The sequence below is a fragment of the Streptomyces sp. NPDC057445 genome (genome assembly GCF_042802855.1).
In the GTDB taxonomy this organism is placed as follows: domain Bacteria; phylum Actinomycetota; class Actinomycetes; order Streptomycetales; family Streptomycetaceae; genus Streptomyces.
Genome location: NZ_JBHVDH010000001.1, coordinates 121,278 through 139,302, shown reverse-complemented (window position 1 = coordinate 139,302; position 18,025 = coordinate 121,278). Strand labels below are relative to the sequence as shown.

The 18,025-nt window shown below is 71.7% G+C and carries 14 protein-coding genes and 1 pseudogene; 4 read left to right on the top strand and 11 right to left on the bottom strand.

Annotated elements, in window-relative coordinates; genetic code table 11:
* The first annotated feature begins 158 nt into the window (after nucleotides 1–158).
* Nucleotides 159–626 (top strand): RDD family protein, encoded by a 468-nt coding sequence (locus tag ACFU5O_RS00615; RefSeq protein ID WP_384234619.1) that lies wholly within the window; start codon nucleotides 159–161, stop codon nucleotides 624–626.
* 289 nt (nucleotides 627–915) lie between these two features.
* On the opposite strand, the gene ACFU5O_RS00610 is transcribed toward ACFU5O_RS00615, so the two are convergent.
* The 4 genes from ACFU5O_RS00610 to lipB all read right to left on the bottom strand — a co-directional run bounded on the left by ACFU5O_RS00610 (nucleotide 916) and on the right by lipB (nucleotide 3,987).
* Nucleotides 916–1,620, bottom strand: a complete 705-nt coding sequence (locus ACFU5O_RS00610; RefSeq protein ID WP_384234616.1) for a DUF4191 domain-containing protein — start codon at nucleotides 1,618–1,620, stop codon at nucleotides 916–918.
* A 19-nt stretch (nucleotides 1,621–1,639) separates the two neighbouring features.
* Entirely contained in the window at nucleotides 1,640–1,843 is a 204-nt protein-coding gene (locus ACFU5O_RS00605; RefSeq protein ID WP_384234614.1) for a hypothetical protein, read from the bottom strand.
* A 232-nt stretch (nucleotides 1,844–2,075) separates the two neighbouring features.
* The gene (gene lipA / locus ACFU5O_RS00600; protein WP_384234611.1) at nucleotides 2,076–3,053 is read right to left on the bottom strand and encodes a lipoyl synthase; all 978 of its coding nucleotides are present in this window, start codon (nucleotides 3,051–3,053) and stop codon (nucleotides 2,076–2,078) included.
* A gap of 103 nt (nucleotides 3,054–3,156) precedes the next feature.
* On the bottom strand, nucleotides 3,157–3,987 hold the full coding sequence (gene lipB, locus ACFU5O_RS00595) for a lipoyl(octanoyl) transferase LipB (RefSeq protein ID WP_384234610.1): 831 nt from the start codon (nucleotides 3,985–3,987) through the stop codon (nucleotides 3,157–3,159).
* Between the two features lie 208 nt (nucleotides 3,988–4,195).
* On the opposite strand from lipB, the gene ACFU5O_RS00590 reads away from it, so the two are divergent.
* Nucleotides 4,196–5,647 (top strand): regulator, encoded by a 1,452-nt coding sequence (locus ACFU5O_RS00590; protein ID WP_384234608.1) that lies wholly within the window; start codon nucleotides 4,196–4,198, stop codon nucleotides 5,645–5,647.
* A gap of 504 nt (nucleotides 5,648–6,151) precedes the next feature.
* Here ACFU5O_RS00590 and ACFU5O_RS00585 read toward each other — a convergent pair.
* Both ACFU5O_RS00585 and ACFU5O_RS00580 read right to left on the bottom strand, forming a co-directional pair.
* Entirely contained in the window at nucleotides 6,152–7,516 is a 1,365-nt protein-coding gene (locus ACFU5O_RS00585; RefSeq protein ID WP_384234606.1) for an FAD-dependent oxidoreductase, read from the bottom strand.
* Between the two features lie 165 nt (nucleotides 7,517–7,681).
* Nucleotides 7,682–8,581, bottom strand: coding sequence for a TIGR01777 family oxidoreductase (locus ACFU5O_RS00580; protein WP_384234604.1), 900 nt, complete (start codon nucleotides 8,579–8,581; stop codon nucleotides 7,682–7,684).
* 25 nt (nucleotides 8,582–8,606) lie between these two features.
* Here ACFU5O_RS00580 and ACFU5O_RS00575 point away from each other — a divergent pair, with 25 nt between their 5' ends.
* Nucleotides 8,607–9,116 (top strand): GNAT family N-acetyltransferase, encoded by a 510-nt coding sequence (locus ACFU5O_RS00575; protein ID WP_384234601.1) that lies wholly within the window; start codon nucleotides 8,607–8,609, stop codon nucleotides 9,114–9,116.
* 63 nt (nucleotides 9,117–9,179) lie between these two features.
* On the opposite strand, the gene ACFU5O_RS00570 is transcribed toward ACFU5O_RS00575, so the two are convergent.
* Nucleotides 9,180–9,698, bottom strand: coding sequence for a DUF4240 domain-containing protein (locus tag ACFU5O_RS00570; protein ID WP_384236321.1), 519 nt, complete (start codon nucleotides 9,696–9,698; stop codon nucleotides 9,180–9,182).
* A 110-nt stretch (nucleotides 9,699–9,808) separates the two neighbouring features.
* On the opposite strand from ACFU5O_RS00570, the pseudogene ACFU5O_RS00565 reads away from it, so the two are divergent.
* Nucleotides 9,809–10,728: pseudogene (locus tag ACFU5O_RS00565) on the top strand (SDR family oxidoreductase).
* On the opposite strand, the gene ACFU5O_RS00560 reads toward ACFU5O_RS00565, so the two are convergent.
* The 4 genes from ACFU5O_RS00560 to sucB form a co-directional block, all read right to left on the bottom strand.
* On the bottom strand, nucleotides 10,719–11,699 hold the full coding sequence (locus ACFU5O_RS00560) for a helix-turn-helix transcriptional regulator (RefSeq protein WP_384234599.1): 981 nt from the start codon (nucleotides 11,697–11,699) through the stop codon (nucleotides 10,719–10,721). The pseudogene ACFU5O_RS00565 and the gene ACFU5O_RS00560 sit on opposite strands and share 10 nt — an antisense overlap.
* A gap of 106 nt (nucleotides 11,700–11,805) precedes the next feature.
* Nucleotides 11,806–14,478, bottom strand: a complete 2,673-nt coding sequence (gene aceE, locus ACFU5O_RS00555) for a pyruvate dehydrogenase (acetyl-transferring), homodimeric type (protein ID WP_384234597.1) — start codon at nucleotides 14,476–14,478, stop codon at nucleotides 11,806–11,808.
* A 967-nt stretch (nucleotides 14,479–15,445) separates the two neighbouring features.
* Nucleotides 15,446–16,069, bottom strand: a complete 624-nt coding sequence (locus tag ACFU5O_RS00550) for a GntR family transcriptional regulator (protein ID WP_384234594.1) — start codon at nucleotides 16,067–16,069, stop codon at nucleotides 15,446–15,448.
* 109 nt (nucleotides 16,070–16,178) lie between these two features.
* Nucleotides 16,179–18,002 (bottom strand): 2-oxoglutarate dehydrogenase, E2 component, dihydrolipoamide succinyltransferase, encoded by a 1,824-nt coding sequence (sucB, locus tag ACFU5O_RS00545; RefSeq protein ID WP_384234591.1) that lies wholly within the window; start codon nucleotides 18,000–18,002, stop codon nucleotides 16,179–16,181.
* Nucleotides 18,003–18,025: the final 23 nt, after the last annotated feature.

Sequence of the window (18,025 nt, the reverse complement as noted above, 5' to 3'; positions counted from 1 at the left end):
GGTGGCACACTCTGCACCCGACCCTAGGCAGGCGGGATTTCTCCAGCATGACTCATTTGTTTCGCGGAAGTTAACCGGACCGGTGACGCGTCGTGCTCCGACGCGGCCGCGCGGACCCGGGCGCCGGAGATCGAAAGCGTGCCCAGTACCGTGGACGGGTGGACAACAGGCAAGCAATCGGTTCGTGGCTCTCCGGCCCCCGCGCGGCCGCCGAGGACATGGGCGCCGACTTCGGCTACCGGGGTCAGCGGCTCGGCCTGCCGGAGGAGGGGCCGGGCGCGATCGCCCCGCTCGGACGGCGTTTCGGGGCCCTCTTCGTCGACTGGGCCATGTGCATGCTGATCGCATACGGCCTGTTCGCGGCGGGCGACCAGCAGACCGCAGGCAACGTGGCGCTGCTGATCTTCCTGGCACTGAGCGTACTCACCGTCGGCACCGTAGGCAGTACGCCGGGTAAGCGCCTCTTCGGCCTCCGGGTCGTCGCCGAGGACGGCGGACGGCTGGGCATCGGACGGGTGCTCGTACGGAGCGTGCTGCTCTGCCTCGCCATCCCGGCGCTCGTCTGGGACCGCGACGGGCGCGGGCTGCATGACCGCTTCTCCCGAGCGGTGCAGGTGCGTATCTAGGAGCCGCGTGCGGCGTCCGGCGCGACGGGGACACCGTCCGGGGCCGACGCTGCTGCGACACGACGCCGAGGATGCCACGAGGGGCGGTCCACCGCCGTGCCGTGGCGCGCAGGCGGGTCGAGCCCGGCGGCGGCCGGCGTGGCGGCACACACAGCGGCGGCGGACCCGGCCACCGCGACATACGAGCGGACCCGGCCACCGCGACATACGAGAAGGGGCGCCCCGGTCGGTCGGGGCGCCCCTTCTCATACCCGGCGCGCGACTCGTATCGCCACGCGTCCGGGAGCGTTCAGCGCGTCTTTCCGCCGCGCGGCATACGCATGCCCTTCGGCATGGGGCCCTTGGGCAGCGGCATGTTGGTCATCAGGTCGCCCATGGCGCGCAGTCGGTCGTTCGTCTGCGTCACCTGCGGGCCGCTGAGGACCCGAGGCAGTTTGACCATCGTGGTCCGCAGCTTCTTCAGGGGCACCTGGCCCTCACCGTTGCCGACGACGAGGTCGTGCACCGGAACGTCCACGACGATCCGGGCCATTTTCTTCTTCTCGGCCGCCAGAAGTGTCCTGAGCCGGTTCGGGTTGCCCTCGGCCACCAGCACGATGCCCGCCTTGCCGACGGCCCGGTGGACGACGTCCTGGCTGCGGTTCATCGCGACCGCGGGGGTCGTCGTCCAGCCACGCCCGATGTTCTGCAGGACCGCGGCCGCGGCACCTGGCTGTCCTTCCATCTGCCCGAAGGCGGCCCGCTCGGCGCGGCGTCCGAAGACGATCGCCATCGCGAGGAAGGCCAGCAGGAAGCCCAGGATCCCCAGATAGATCTGGAGGTCGATCAGGAAGCCGATCGCAAGGAAGACACCGAAGGTGACGATTCCCACAGCCGCGATGACAAGACCGATCTTGGGATCGGCTCGCCGGGTCATCTTGTACGTGAGAGCGATCTGCTTGAGTCGCCCGGGGTTCGCAGAGGCAGCAGTCTCTGCCTGTTCCTTCCTCGCCATGCTGTGAAGTTTACGTGGCTCAGGAGGTGCGGGTCAGCGCGGCCTCCAGTACGTGCTCGGCCTCGACCCGGTCCTTGGCCCGGCGCCGGTCCTCGAGCACCGCGGTCCAGGCGTTGCGACGGGCGGTGCGCTGGCCGCCGCGCAGGAGTACGGACTCCACGGCGCGGAGGGTCTGGGTGAAGGACGGGAAGGCATTGGCGCGTACGGAAGTCGCGGCCTGCATGGTGGCTGTCTCCCTCGGGGGCGGTGTGGAAGAACGGGAGTGTGCGTGCTCTGCGTAAAGCAAGAGTCACTGATTGGTGTTACCAGGGCGTGACTGGTCGGTCAAACACTGATGAAACCTTTATTCAGAGTCGCGGAAACTTGACGCAGCCCGTACGCGTCTCCCACCTGCGGAGAGCGTACGGGCCGCGCCGATTCGGCCATTACTGGCCAGTAGTATCTTGTGCGAGAGTTCACACAGTTTCCGGAGCGGCCTGACCGGCCGCGACCTCACCGCGCTTCTCCATGGCCTGCTGGAACAGTCGTCCCGCGCGGTACGAGGAACGGACCAGCGGACCCGACATCACACCGGAGAAGCCGATCTCCTCGGCCTCCTCCTTCAGTTCCACGAACTCGTGCGGCTTCACCCAGCGCTCGACCGGGTGGTGGCGGACCGAGGGCCGCAGGTACTGGGTGATCGTGATGAGTTCGCAACCCGCGTCATGCAGATGCTGCAGCGCCTCGCTGACCTCCTCGCGGGTCTCGCCCATGCCGAGGATGAGGTTCGACTTGGTGACGAGTCCGGCCGCGCGGGCCTCGGTGATCACCTTGAGCGAGCGCTCGTAGCGGAAGCCGGGACGGATGCGCTTGAAGATGCGCGGCACGGTCTCCACGTTGTGGGCGAGCACCTCGGGCCGGGAGGAGAAGACCTCGGCCAGCTGGTCGGGCTCCGCGTTGAAGTCGGGGATCAGCAGCTCGACCTTGGTCCGTCCGGCCTCACGGCCGGCCGTCTGCGCGTGGATCTGGCGCACGGTCTCCGCGTACAGCCATGCACCGCCGTCCTCCAGGTCGTCGCGGGCGACGCCGGTGATGGTGGCGTAGTTCAGGTCCATCGTGACGACCGACTCGCCGACGCGGCGCGGCTCGTCACGGTCGAGGGCCTGCGGCTTGCCCGTGTCGATCTGGCAGAAGTCGCAGCGCCGGGTGCACTGGTCACCGCCGATGAGGAAGGTCGCCTCGCGGTCCTCCCAGCATTCGAAGATGTTCGGGCAGCCGGCCTCCTGGCACACCGTGTGCAGACCCTCGCTCTTCACGAGCTTCTGCAGCTGGTTGTACTCGGGGCCCATTTTCGCCCGGGTCTTGATCCACTCGGGCTTGCGCTCGATGGGGGTCTGGCTGTTCCGGACCTCCAGGCGCAGCATCTTGCGTCCGTCGGGTGCTACAGCGGACACGACCGGCTCCCTACCACTTCGATTCCTCGGCGCACACCAGGGTACGCCCGTTGATTGTGATGCCTTTACGCCTGGCCAACCTCTGGCCAGAGGGAGGCATTCCTCAGGGGGCGGGCACGGCGGCCGGCTCGGGGGAGGGCCCGGTCCCGGGCTCGACGGAGCGCGGCCTCAGATCCGCGTTCTCCAGCACTGTACGGAGGTGCTTCTCGGCGACCGGCAGGACCTCGGCGATCGTCACGTCCCGGCCCAGTTCGTTCGCGAGCGAGGCGACGCCCGCGTCCCGGATCCCGCAGGGCACGATCCGGTCGAACCAGGTGTTGTCCGGGTTCACATTGAGCGCGAAGCCGTGCATCGTCACGCCCTTGGCCACCCGGATGCCGATGGCGGCGAGCTTGCGGTCCTCGCGGCGCTGGCCCGCGTTGGACGGGGCGTACTCGGGCCCGCTGAGCCGCGGATCGAATTCCTCGTCGTGCAGCCGTGGGTCGAAGTCGAGGGACAGTCCGGAGACGGACGGGCGCTGCTCGACCGGGTCGCCCAGCACCCAGACGCCGCTGCGGCCCTCGACCCGGCTGGTCTCCACGCCGAACTCCGCACACGTACGGATCAGCGCCTCTTCAAGCCGCCGCACATGGGCGACCACGTCCACGGGCCGCGGCAGCTGCATGATCGGGTAGCCGACGAGCTGGCCGGGGCCGTGCCAGGTGATCTTCCCGCCGCGATCGACGTCGATGACCGGGGTGCCGTCCAGGGGGCGCTCGCTGTCCTCCGTGCGCCGCCCCGCCGTGTACACGGGCGGGTGCTCCAGCAGCAGACAGGTGTCGGGGATCTCGCCGGCGAACCGGGCCGCGTGCACGCGGCGCTGCTCGTCCCAGGCCGCCTGGTACTCGACGGCGTCGCCGCCGAAACCCAGACGGACAAATCGCAGCTCGCTCACCGTTGGCCCTCCTAAAGCTTTCACGGTGCACTCAACGCGCCCCCGGCCACTGTACGACTCGTGTCGCACCCGTCAGCGCCGCCCTCAATCCTCACACGATCGGATGAATGCGGGGTCAAGGTCACAGTTGGGTCGGTTAGGCCCGCTAAATTCGCGCCGTTCCATTGGGCTGCACCCCGGGCCCGGAAGGCAGGAGACCGCACAGCTGATGACGGAACGACCCCCGCAGCGCACGCCCAACCGACAGCTCGCCGCGCTCATCGCAGAAGCCGGATTCTCCAACGCGGGGCTCGCCCGCCGGGTGGACCAGCTCGGCCTGGAGCACGGACTCGACCTGCGCTACGACAAGACCTCGGTGACCCGGTGGCTGCGCGGCCAGCAGCCGCGCGGCACGACGCCGGCCCTGATCGCCGAGGTCTTCACCCGGCGGCTCGGACGACGGCTGTCCGCGCAGGACCTCGGGCTCGACGCATGTGCGCCGGTCTACGCGGGGCTGGAGTTCGCGGCCACTCCCGAGGAGGCCGTGGACATCGTCGGCGGCCTGTGGCGCAAGGACTCCGGCAGCCATGCCGAGCTGCGGAAGATCGCGTTCACCCCGGCGGGGCTGGTCGTGCCGAGCCGGGACTGGCTGATCGGACGGGCCGACGAGCGGGTCGGCCGCCTGGACCCGGCAGCGGCCCCCCAGGGACCGGCGAGGGTCCCTCTCCAAGGCCGGGTCTCCGTGCCCAGGCAGCGCGGTACGGACCGCGCCCCCGGCCAGAAGGTCACCACCGGGGACATCTCGGCGCTGCGCTCGGTCGGCGAACTCTTCCGCACGCTCGACCAGGCCTACGGCGGCGGCCATGCGCGCCAGGCACTCGTCCGCTACCTGGAGCACGAGGCCGAGCCGATGCTGCGGGGCACTTACGGGGAGACGACGGGACGGCAGCTGTTCGCGGCCGCGGCCGATCTGACCCGGCTGGCGGGCTGGACGTCGTACGACATCGCCGCGCACGGCCTCGCCCAGCGGTACTTCGTCCAGGCGCTGCGTCTCGCCCAGGCGGCCGGGGACCGGCTCTACGGGGCCTACGTCCTGGTCACCATGGCGCGGCAGGCCGTCTATCTGAGCCACGGGCGGGAGGCGGTCCAGCTGACCCGTGTCGCCCAGCAGGGCGTGGGCTCCTCCGCCCCACCCACGGTCCAGGCCCTCCTCCACGCCGTCGAGGCGCGGGGGCACGGCGTTCTCGGCGAGGTCCGGGCCTGTACGGCATCGCTCGTCCGGGCAGAGCGGGCGCTGGAAGCGGCCCGGCCCGGCGACGACGTGCCGCACTGGGCCCGCTTCTTCGACGAGGCGCAGTTGGCGGACGAGTTCGGGCACTGCCACCGCGACCTGCAGCAGTACCGCGCCGCGGTCCAGCACGCGGAGCGCTCCCTGCAACTGCGCGCCCCCGGGTACGCCCGCAGCCGCCTTTTCTGCCGCGTGGTCCTCGCCTCGGCCCGTCTTGGCCTCGGCGAGCTCGACCAGGCCTGCGTGCTCGGCGCCGAGGCCGCCCAGCAGGCCTCGGAAATGCGATCGGCCCGCGCGGCGGACTACATCCGCGACTTCGAACGCCGTCTGGAGCCGTACCGGGACGCGGCGGCGGTGCGGGGGTACCGCGACCGTGTGGCGGCGATCGGCTGACACGGGGCGCCGCCGCGGGTGCGGTGCGTCCTTCGCGGCTTCGCGGCTTCGCGGCCTTCTCCGGGCCGCCCGAAGGCCGTGGGGACGCCCCGGCGCGTCCGTCCGCGGGGGCCGGACCTGTCCCGCCGGGGACCCGGAGCCCGTGCGGAGCCCGTGCGGAGCCCGGGCCGGGCGGGCCCGGCGGGATCGGCGCGGCTGTGAGGCCTGCGCACCCGCATCGCCACGGAGCCGGGGTCTGATCGGAGCCCGGGCCGGGCGGACCCGGCGGGATCGGCGCAGCTGCGGAGCCTGTGAACCTGCATCGCCACGGAGCCGGGGTCTGGCCGGAGCCCGGCCGGATCGGCGCGGCTGCGGAGCCTGCGCACCCGCATCGCTGCGGAGCACCCGGCGGGACCGGCGCGGCTGTGAGGCCTGCGCACCTGCATCGCCACGGACCCGGAGCCGTGCCCGGAGCCCGGCCGGGCTCGGTGCAGGGCGGCTCGCCGGAACCCGGGACGTGACGATTCAGGCGGCGGCGCTGATCAGCGGGGCCGTCGCGTACCCCGGCTGGATGCCGAAGTCGCGCAGGATCGCGTGCGCCGCCCTGCGGCCTGAGAACAGCGCGCCCTGCACGGTGCTCGTGTCCCGGTGGTCGCCGCAGACGTAGAGCCCGGCGAGGACCCGTACCGCCCGGCGGGGATCGTGCGGTGTCGGCGTCGCGGGAACGGCCTCCGGCTCGTGGTGCACCGCGAGCAACTCCCAGTCGTCCGTGGGCGAGCCGTACAGCGCGGCGAGGTGGGCGCGTACACGGCGGTCCGGATCGGCGGGCGGACGGCCGAGAACGGTGGAAGTGATCAGCGCACGGCCGTGCGGGGCGCGTGAGGGATCGACCTCGCTCATCACCGCGGTGTGCGAGACGGGGCCCGAGCGGTCGGCGTCCAGAAGCAGGGCCGGCTCACGCAACGGCGTGGCGGGCGCGGCGTGATGAAGGACCGTCACGGGGTGGTGCGCAGGTACGCGCAGGCCGGGGAGCAGCTCGGCGGCGCTGCGCGCACCGGTCGCGAGGAGCAGCGAGCGGCAGCTGATCCGGCCGAACTCCTCGGTGGTGACGGAGCTGATCGAGGCGTCCGTGACGCGTACACCGGTGTGGACCGTGCCGGGCGGCAGGGCCTCCGCCAGGCGCTCGGGCAGCGCGGCGGCGCCGCCCGCGGGCACGCACAGCCGGCCGCGGACGAAGCCGCGCAACGCCAGGTCGGCGCAGCGGCTGGAGCCGGAGAGCTCCGGGTCGAGGAGCAGGGCGGAAAGCAGGGGGTGGAGGAAGCCGTTGACGCTGCGCGCGGGGAATCCACGGGTGTGCAGGGCTTCCAGGGCGGGGAGTTCCGGGCGCCCGAGGAGACGGCGGGACGGAGTGGCCGCGAGGCGGCCGAGCGCCGCGGCGAGGCGGGCCTGATCGAAGGCCTCGCCCAGCGGAGTGCGGGGGGCGCTTGCGAGGGCGCGTGCGGCGGTGAGTGCTCCCCCTACGCCCCTCGGGGCGTGCCGTACGCCTGCCCTGTGGTGGCGGCCCTCGCTGTGCACGAGCACGCCCGGAGAGAACGTACGCAGTTCGAGGTCCCCGAGGCCGGGAGTGCGGCGGAGTTCGGGGTACGAGGTGCTGAGCAATTGTCCGATCCGGTCGAGCCGGAACCCGTCGACCCGTTCCGTGGCCATCCGGCCGCCGACCCTTGGTTCGGCCTCCAGGACGGAGACGGTGACTCCTGCGCTGGTCAACCGGTGAGCCGCCGACAGACCGGCGACGCCGGCCCCGACGATGACGACGTCCGCGTGGCGTGCGCTGCTGAGCACGTGCCCCTCCCCGAGGTCGGCGCGGCTGTTGTGGGTGTGGGGCCTCATTCCCCCAACCGGTCTGTGCAATCCGGTGGTCCGGGTGGAGAGTAGAAACCCTGCCGTCCGCTGCCCGCCAGCGGCGCACGTCGGGCGCCCGGCAGCACGGAGTCGCACGTGTGTGCGCCTCCTTTGTCCGGCCGGTGCCGCCGGTCCGCGGACGGCTCCTCGTGCTCAGCGCAGCGCTGCGCGGATCGCTCCGTCGATCGACGGGTACTCGAAGGTGAAGCCCGAGTCGAGGAGCTTCCTGGGGATGACGCGCTGGCTGCCGAGGACGTCCTCGGAGAAGTCGCCCAGCGCGACGCGCAGGGCGGCCGGCGGGACGGTGAAGAGCGTGGGGCGGTGCAGGACGCGCCCCATCGCCGCAGTGACCTCGCGATTGGTGAGCGGGGTGGGGGCGGTCAGGTTGACCGGGCCCGAGATGCCGTCGGTGTCGACGATGTGGCGGAGCGCGGCGACCTCGTCATGGAGGGAGATGAAGCTCCAGTACTGGCGGCCGTTGCCGAGCCGGCCGCCCAGACCCGCCTTGAAGACCGGGAAGAGACGGCCCCAGGCACCGCCCTCGCGGGCCACGACCAGACCTGTGCGCGCGAAGGCGACCCGGATGCCCGCCTCCTCGGCCGGGGCCGCCGCCGCCTCCCATGCTTCGCACACCGACGCGAGGAAGCCGGAGCCGGGCGGGTCGCTCTCGTCGACGGTCCGGTCGCCCGTGTCGCCGTAGTACCCCACCGCGGTGCCGCAGACCAGCACCCGAGGCGGCGTCTCCAGCGAGGCGACGGCCTCCGCGATCGTGGCCGTGCCGAGCACCCTGCTGTCGCGGATCTCCCGCTTGTACGCCTCCGTCCAGCGGCGCTCGCCGACGCCCGCGCCCGCCAGGTGGACGACCGCCTCGCAGCCGATGAGGCCCACCGCGTCCACGTACTGGCGGGCCGGGTCCCACTCCACCTCGTCCGCGGCGCGCGCCGGCCGCCGCACCAGACGCACCACCTCGTGCCCGTCCGCGAGCAGGGACCGTACAAGTGCCGTACCGATGAGCCCGGTCGAGCCGGTGACCGCAATGCGCATGCGTACCATCCTGCCCTCATGGCACAGTGCCGTCATGTCCGAACCCCGCGCGCCCCACGCGATACGTCCCGCTCGCGACTCGGACGCGGACGCTCTCGGCGAACTCGACCGGGCCACCTGGTCCACGCTGCACTCGGTACAACCGCGGCCTGTGCCGCCCTACGAGCCGTTCTTCGACGAGCGGCACCGGCCCGACGGCCATCTGGTCGCCGAGTCGGACGACGGCCGGATCAACGGGTACGTCCGCCTGGGCTTCTCCACCCCGCTCGCCTGCAACCGGCACGTCCGCCAGATCCAGGGGCTCGCGGTGGCGGGCCGGGCGCGCGGTCAGGGGCTGGGACGGGCGCTGGTGCGCGCCGCGGGCGACGAGGCACGCCGACAGGGCGCGGTCCGCATCACCCTGCGCGTACTCGCCCACAACACGACGGCCAGAAAGCTGTACGAGTCCGAGGGCTACGCCGTCGAAGGCGTCCTGCCCGGCGAGTTCTTCCTGGCCGGACGGTACGTCGACGACGTACTCATGGGCCGCTCACTCACCCTCTAGCGGACTCCGCCCTTCAACGGGGGCCTCCGGTCCACCGGTTCTCCCGGTTCCGGATACGGGCCGTCAGATCCCGAAACGATCCCAGAGCAGCGGGAAGCGCTCCGCCAGCGCGCGGTCGTCGTCGAAGTCGAACGGCGTGCCCTCCGGCTCCGCGGCCTGCGCGGGAATCCCCAGATCGGGTGCGACCGCTCCGGTGAGCTGCTCGTACGCCTCGTCCGCCGCGTACCCCAGCTCCTCCCCGTCCCCGTCGATCTCCTCGTCGAAGTCTTCCAGCAGATCGGCGAGCGCGTCGGGGTTGTGCACCGCGCCCTCGAAGACCTCCCGCCCCTGGCCGATCAGCCAGCACCGGAAATAGTCGAAGGCGTCGTCGCTCGCGCCCCCCAGCAGCACGGCCGCCCCGCCCCACAGATCCCAGCGGTACGCGCGGTTGTAACGCGACTCGAAGTGGCGTGCGAAGTCCAGCACGGAGTCGGGATCGAGTTGCAGCAGCCGTTCGACGAGCAGATCTGCGTGGTCCTCGGGGTCGCCCTCGGCGGCCTCGCGGGTGCTGTCGATGATCTCCCAGAACTCCGTCTCGTCCATCACGGGACAAGCATCGGGGTTGGCGCGGGGCCGCGCACGTGGAGCGGCCGAAATGCTGCCTTTCGGAAATGTGGACAGAGGGTATCGGATTTCAGTGCGACCGTCGCACCATGACGACCGACACAGCACTGCAGGGGAGGATCGCGCTGGTGGCGGGCGCGACCCGGGGCGCGGGCCGCGCCATCGTCGTACAGCTGGGCGCCGCGGGCGCGACCGTCCATGTGACCGGACGCACGACGAGGGAACACATCAGCGAGGTCGGCCGGACGACCGAGACCGTCGAGGAGACGGCGGAACTCGTCACCGAGGCGGGCGGCGAGGGCATCGCCGTACCCACCGACCATCTGGCGGTGGACCGGGTCAGGGAACTCGTCGGCCGCATCGACCGCGAGCAGGGGAAGCTGGACATCCTGGTCAACGACCTCTGGGGCGGCGACCACCTCCTCGAACGGAACACGAAGATGCGGGACACCGACCTCGAGAGCGGGCTGCGCCTGCTGGAGCCGGGCGTCCGCAGCCATGTCATCACCAGCAGCTGCGCCCTGCCGTTGCTCGTACGCAACCCCGCCGGGCTGCTCGTCGAGATCACCGACGGCACGGCCGAGTACAACCGCCGCTTCCGCGAGAACTTCTCCTACGACCTCGCCAAGAACGCCCCGATCCGCATGGCCTTCACCCTCGGGGGGACCTGTTGGACGTCGGCTGCACCGCGGTCTGTGTCACCCCCGGCCTTCTCCGCTCCGAGCAGATGCTGGACAACCTCGGGGTCCGCGAGGAGAACTGGCGCGATGCCGTCGCCCGGCAGCCGCACTTCGCCGTGGCCGAGTCGCCCGTCTATGTGGGCCGGGCGATGGCGGCCGTCGCCGCTGACCCCGACCGGGCACGGTGGAACGGCCGGTCGCTCTCCAGCGGACAGCTCGCCGAGGTGTACGGGTTCACGGACGCCGACGGAAGCAGGCCGGACGCATGGGGGTACTTCCTGGACATCGTCCACAGCGGCAAGGAGGGATCGGTGGAGGACTATCGCTGAGCGTCTTCGCCCGCCGCCGCGTACAGGGCGTGCATACGGGCCGCCGCCTGCGCGAACCGCTCGCGCAGGCCTGCCGGCTCCAGCACCTCCAACTCGGGGCCGAGGGAGAGCAGCTGGCTGAACGCCACCTCCTCGGACTCGACGGGCAGGGTCACGATGACGCGGCCCTGCTCGTCGGGCGGCCCTGCGGCCTCCAGAGCGTCATGAGCGGCGGCGCGGTCCGTGGCGTGGGGGAGACGGCGGGCGCCGTCGGGAGCGAGCCGGATCACCACCTCGGCGCGCAGGATCGAGCGGGCGAACTGCGCGGCGCGCTCCTCCCAGAAGGCGGGCAGGTCGAAGGACTCGTCGCGCTCGAAGCGGTTCGCGGTGAGGGCGACGCCGGTGAAGCGGTCGATGCGGTACACCCGGAAGGACGACCCGTCGGCCCGTGCGCACAGGTACCAGACACCGGCCTTCAGAACGAGTCCGTACGGCTCGAGCTCCCGCTCCGTCTCCCCGTAACGCGCGCAGACCATTCTGTCGTCCCAGACGGCCTCGGCGACGGCCGGAAGGAGTTCCGGGGTCTCAGGCTCCTGGTACCAGCCCGGAGCGTCCAGATGGAACCGCTGGGCCGCCGAGCGTGACGCGTCCCGCAGCGACGGCAGCAGCGCGGCGGACACCTTGAGCCGCGCCGCGGAGGCCGCGTCCTCGAGACCCATCTCGCGCAGAGCCCCCGGCAGTCCCGACAGGAACAGCGCCTCCGCCTCGCTCCTGGCCAGTCCGGTCAGCCTCGTCCGGTACCCGCCCATCAGCCGGTATCCGCCCGCCCGGCCCCGGTCCGCGTACACCGGAACGCCCGCCTCCGACAGCGCGAGCGCATCACGTGTGATGGTCCGCTCGGACACTTCGAGCTCCTGGGCGAGCTCGGCGGCGGTCATGGACGGCCGCGACTGGAGCAGCAGAACCATCTTGATGAGCCTGGCAGCACGCATGCACCCCATGATGCGGCCCGGCCCGCCCGCGTGCCCGGTACCGGGCACGAAGGCGTGACGCCCCCCCGCCGCCCGGGGGCGACGGGGGGCGCGACGGCCTCTGATCTCAGAAGCCGTACCGCTCGCGCGCGTCCTTGACCGCGGAGGCCGGGACCTCGCCGCGGCGGGCGAGCTGGGCCAGGGCGGCGACCACGATCGACCGGGCGTCCACGCCGAAGTGGCGCCGGGCCGCCTCGCGGGTGTCCGACAGACCGAAGCCGTCCGCGCCGAGCGAGGACCAGTCCTGCTCCACCCACTGGGCGATCTGGTCCGGGACCTGGCGCATGTAGTCGCTGACCGCGAGCACGGGACCCTCGGCACCCTCGAGCGCCTGGCGTACGTACGGGACGCGGGACTCGCCGCGCAGCAGCGCCGCGTCCGCCTCCAGGGCGTCGCGCCGCAGCTCGGTCCAGGAGGTGGCGGACCAGACGTCGGCCGTCACGTTCCAGTCGGCGGCGAGCAGGTTCTGCGCCTCCAGGGCCCAGTGGATCGCCGTACCCGAGGCCAGCAGCTGGATACGGGGGTCGTCCGCCGCGCCCTCGCCCGCCTTGAAGCGGTACAGACCGCGGACGATGCCCTCGTCGACGCCCTCCGGCTTCGCGGGCTGCGGCATCGGCTCGTTGTAGACGGTCAGGTAGTAGAAGACGTCCTCGGCATTCTCCCCGTACATCCGGCGCAGACCGTCCTTGACGATGGCCGCGACCTCGTACGCGAACGCCGGGTCGTACGTCAGCGCCGCCGGGTTGGTCGCCGCGATCACCGGTGAGTGGCCGTCCGCGTGCTGCAGACCCTCACCCGTCAGCGTCGTACGGCCGGCCGTCGCACCCACCAGGAAGCCCTTGCCGAGCTGGTCGGCGAGCTGCCACATCTGGTCGGCGGTCCGCTGCCAGCCGAACATCGAGTAGAAGATGTAGAAGGGGATCATCGTCTCGCCGTGCGTGGAGTACGCGGTGGAGGCGGCGATGAAGTCGGCCATCGAACCGGCCTCGGTGATGCCCTCGTTGAGGATCTGGCCGTTCTTGGCCTCGCGGTAGTACATCAGCTGGTCGCGGTCGACCGGCTCGTACGTCTGGCCCTTCGGCGAGTAGATGCCGAGCGAGGGGAACAGCGACTCCATGCCGAAGGTGCGGGCCTCGTCGGGGACGATCGGCACCCAGCGCCTGCCGGTCTCCTTGTCCCGGATCAGATCCTTGATCAGCCGGACGAAGGCCATGGTTGTCGCCACCGACTGGTTGCCCGAGCCCTTGTCGAAGGCGGCGAAGGCCTTCTCGGCGGGCGCGGGCAGCGGGGCGACCGGGTGGACGCGGCGGGCCGGGGCCGGGCCGCCGAGCGCCGCGCGGCGCTCCTGGAGGTAACGGACCTCGGGGGAGTCGGCGCCGGGGTGACCGTAGGGCACCTGGCCGTCGGCGAACGCGGAATCGGCGATCGGCAGCCCGAGCAGATCGCGCATGTCCTTGAACTCGTCCACCGTCAGCTTCTTCATCTGGTGGTTGGCGTTCTTGGACGCGAAGCCCTCGCCGAGCGTGTAGCCCTTGACCGTCTGGGCCAGGATCACGGTCGGGGCGCCCTTGTGCTCGACGGCGGCCTTGTACGCGGCGTACACCTTGCGCGGCTCGTGGCCACCGCGCGAGAGGTGGAAGCACTCAAGGATCTTGTCGTCGCTCAGCAGCTTCGCCATCTCGACGAGCGCCGGGTCCGAGCCGAAGAAGTCCTGGCGGATGTAGGCGGCGTCGCGGGTCTGGTACGTCTGGACCTGTGCGTCCGGGACCTCACGCAGGCGGCGGACCAGAGCGCCGGTGGTGTCCAGCTTGAAGAGCTCGTCCCAGGCGTTGCCCCACAGCGTCTTCACCACGTTCCAGCCGGCACCGCGGAACTGGGCCTCCAGCTCCTGCACGATCTTGAAGTTCGCGCGGACGGGGCCGTCGAGACGCTGCAGGTTGCAGTTGATGACGAAGGTCAGATTGTCCAGGCCCTCGCGGGAGGCGAGCGCGAGTGCCGCGGTCGACTCGGGCTCGTCCATCTCGCCGTCGCCGAGGAACGCCCAGACGTGGGACGCGGAGACGTCCTTGATGCCGCGGTTGGTCAGATAGCGGTTGAAGCGCGCCTGGTAGATCGCCGAGAGCGGGCCGAGGCCCATGGAGACGGTCGGGAACTCCCAGAGCCAGGGGAGACGGCGCGGGTGCGGGTAGGACGGCAGACCGTCGCCGGCGGACTCCTGGCGGAACTTGTCGAGGTGGGCCTCGGTGAGGCGTCCGTCGAGGAAGGCACGGGCGTAGATGCCGGGGGAGGCGTGGCCCTGGATGTACAGCTGGTCGCCGGAGCCGTCCGCCTCCTTCCCGCGGAAGAAGTGGTTGAAGCCGGTCTCGTAGAGCCAGGCCGCGGAGGCGAAGGTGGCGATGTGACCGCCCACGCCGTACTTGGAGCCGCGGGTGACCATCGCGGCGGCGTTCCACCGGTTCCAGGCGGTGATCCGGCGCTCCATCTCCTCGTCACCGGCCGGGGAGGGCTCGGCGGCGGTGGGGATGGTGTTGACGTGGTCCGTCTCCAGAAGCTTGGGCAGATCGAGCCCGGACACACCCTCGGCGTGCTGGAGGGTGCGACGCATCAGGTACGCGGCGCGGTGCGGGCCGGCAGCCTTGGTGACGGCGTCGAGGGAGGCCGCCCATTCGGCGGTCTCCTCGGCGTCACGGTCCGGGAGCTGGTCGAGCTCGCTCGGAAGCTTTCCTACGGGGTCGGTCATGATCGCCGCCTTCCGGAGAGGAGGGGGGTGGAGAAAGGGGCCTGTCTGGCAGGACGGGGCCGTCGGACTGGTGAGTCCGGATCGAACTCTAAGCCGACGATCGATGATCGATCAAAGCGTTGAGGGAAAAACTTCTCCAGATCGAGAAAGTCGGCACAGGGTGCCGCGAATCCGGGCACGCGGTGCCGGGTTTCTTGCGGCGGGGTTCCACCCCACCGGCCCCGGCGCGGCGGCCCCGGGACCCCCAGCGGGGGCGGGTCACGGGGTTGGCCGGTGCCGTGACGGTTGCCGGGGTGTCCGTCCTCAAGGGCCGGACGGGCTTGGTGTGCGGGCCGGTGCCGTGACTGCGGCCGGGGTGTCCGTCCTCAAACGCCGGACAGGCTCAGGTGGTCGGGGTGGGCGGTGCTGTGACGGTTGGCCGGTGTGTCCGTCCTCAAACGCCGGACGGGCTGGGTGGTCGGGGTTGGCCTGTGCCGTGACTGCGGCCGGGGTGTCCGTCCTCAAGCTCCCCCAGACTTCGTCCGGGGGGACCCCCAACGGGCTGGGTTCACGGGGTTGGCCGGTGCGGTGGCGGCGGCCGGGGTGTCCGTCCTCAAGCGCCGGACGGGCTTTGGTGCGGGGCCGACCCTGCACGGCCCCGCCCCTGGCGCGTTGCCGACTGCCCCCGGTGGGGGTTCACCCGACACACGGCGATCGGCCCACCACCTCCCGCCCCGAGGGGGGCCGTGGAGGGGTCGTGTCCGGGACACTAAAGCGTGATTTGTGGCGCGGCGCGGGCGTCGCCGATGTGGTGCCGGTCAGCGCGCCGTAAATCATGCCGTCCCGGATGCGAGCCCCGGAACGGCCCCCGACGTCAACCAAGAGGTCCGGGCCGACCCCGACAACCCAGCCCGTCCGGCGTTTGAGGACGGACACACCGGCCACCAACACGGCACCGGCCAACCACGACAACGACACGCGCCGCAGGCTAAGCGCGGGGCGCGCAGCCCAGGACGTGGGCCTTGACCAGCGCGCCGATCTGCGGATCGCGGCGGCGGAAGGCAGCAACCAGCGCCTCGTGTTCCTCGGCGTACGACTTCTGCACCGTGCCCAGCCAGCGGATGGACAGCGCCGTGAAGACCTCGATGCCGAGGCCCTCCCAGGTGTGCAGGAGCACGCCGTTCCCCGCCGCCTGCACCAGCTCCCGGTGGAAGGCCACCGTGTGCCGCACCTGGGCCGTACCGTCCGCCGCGCGGTCCGCCTCGTACAGCGCCGCCACATGCGGCTCCAGGGCCGAGCAGTCGGCAGCCAGCCGCTCCGCGGCCAGCTCGGCCGCGATCTGCTCCAGGCCCGCCCGGACCGGGTAGCTCTCCTCCAGGTCCGCCGCCGTCAGGTTCCGCACGCGTACGCCCTTGTTCGGCGCGGACTCGATCAGGCGGAGCGACTCCAGCTCGCGCAGTGCCTCGCGTACGGGCGTCTGGCTCACCGCCAGCTCCGTCGCGATGCGGCGCTCGACGATCCGCTCGCCCGGCTTCCACCGGCCGCTGACGATGCCCTCCACGATGTGCTCGCGGATCTGATCGCGAAGCGAGTGGACGACGGGGATGGTCATGGAGCGCTCCTTCAAGAAGAGAAGACTCCTAGACAATACGGCGGCGCCCCTGTCCGGAAGTACTCCCGGGCAGGGGCGCCGCTGGTGAGGCTGGTTACAGCCGGGCAGCTCAGAGGCCGAGCTCGACCTCGAACTCGCCGGCCTCCAGGATCCCCTTGACCGCCGTCAGGTAGCGGGCGGCGTCGGCGCCGTCCACCAGGCGGTGGTCGTAGGAGAGCGTCAGGTACGTCATGTCGCGGACGCCGATGACCGTGCCCTCGGCGGTCTCGATGACCGCCGGACGCTTGACCGTGGCACCGATGCCCAGGATGGCGACCTGGTTCGGCGGAACGATGATCGTGTCGAACAGCGCACCGCGCGAGCCGGTGTTGCTGATGGTGAAGGTCGCCCCGGCCAGCTCGTCCGGGGTGATCTTGTTGCCGCGGACCTTGGCCGCCAGCTCGGCGGTGGCCTTGGCGATACCGGCGATGTTCAGGTCGCCCGCACGCTTGATGACCGGCGTCATCAGCCCCTTCTCGGAGTCCACGGCGATGCCGATGTTCTCCGAGTCGAAGTAGCTGATGGTGCCCTCGTCCTCGTTGATCCGGGCGTTGATGACCGGGTGGGCCTTCAGCGCCTGGGCCGCCGCCTTGACGAAGAACGGCATCGGGGACAGCTTGACGCCCTCGCGGGCCGCGAAACCGTCCTTGGCCTGGGCGCGCAGTTTCATCAGCTTGGTGATGTCGACCTCGACGACCGAGGACAGCTGGGCCTGGCCGTGGAGCGCCTTCATCATGTTGTCGCCGATGACCTTGCGCATGCGGGTCATCTTGACCGTCTGGCCACGCAGCGGGGAGACCTCGAGGGCCGGGGCCTTCTTCGCGGCGGGTGCGGCGGCCGGAGCCGGCGCGGCGGCGGCCGCCTTCGCGGCCTCTGCGGCGGCGACGACGTCCTGCTTGCGGATGCGGCCACCGACGCCGGTGCCCTTGACCGTCGACAGGTCGACACCGTTCTCGGCCGCGAGCTTGCGGACCAGAGGCGTGACGTACGCACCCTCGTCCGTGGCCGACGTGGCCGACACCGGGGCGGCGGGCGCCACGGGGGCGGGGGCCGGAACGGTCGGTGCCGGAGCGGCCGGAGCCGGAGCAGCCGCGGCGGGCTGAGCCTGGACCGGCGCAGGCGCAGGCGCAGGCGCCGGGGCCGGGGCCGCCGGAGCGGCGGGCGCGGCCGGGGCAGCAGCGGGAGCCGGAGCCGGAGCCGGAGCCTCGGCCGCCGGGGCCGGAGCCGGGGCGGCAGGCGCGGCGGGCGCGGCCGGAGCGGCACCCGCGGCACCGATCACGGCGAGCTTCGCGCCGACCTCGGCGGTCTCGTCCTCGCCGACGACGATCTCCAGCAGCACACCGGAGGTGGGCGCGGGGATCTCGGTGTCGACCTTGTCCGTGGAGACCTCGAGCAGCGGCTCGTCCTCCGTGACCTCCTCGCCGACCTGCTTCAGCCAGCGGGTGACGGTGCCCTCGGTGACCGACTCGCCGAGCGCGGGCAGCACGACGTCGGTGCCGGAGGCGCCGCCGGCCGGGGCCTCGGCCGCAGCGGCCGGAGCCTCGGCGGGAGCCGGAGCAGCGGGGGCCTCGGCCGCAGGAGCGGCAGCGGGAGCCGGGGCAGCCTCGGCCGGAGCCTCGGCGGCGGCCGGAGCAGGGGCGGCGGCGGGCGCGCCCGTGCCGTCGTCGATGACGGCCAGCTCGGCGCCGACCTCGACGGTCTCGTCCTCTGCGACCTTGATCGAGGCCAGGACACCGGAGGCCGGTGCGGGGATCTCGGTGTCGACCTTGTCGGTCGACACCTCGAGCAGCGGCTCGTCGGCCTCGACGTGCTCGCCCTCGGCCTTCAGCCAGCGGGTGACGGTGCCCTCGGTGACGCTCTCTCCGAGCGCCGGAAGGGTTACGGAAACCGGCATGGTTTCGGTTGCTCCTTACGAAT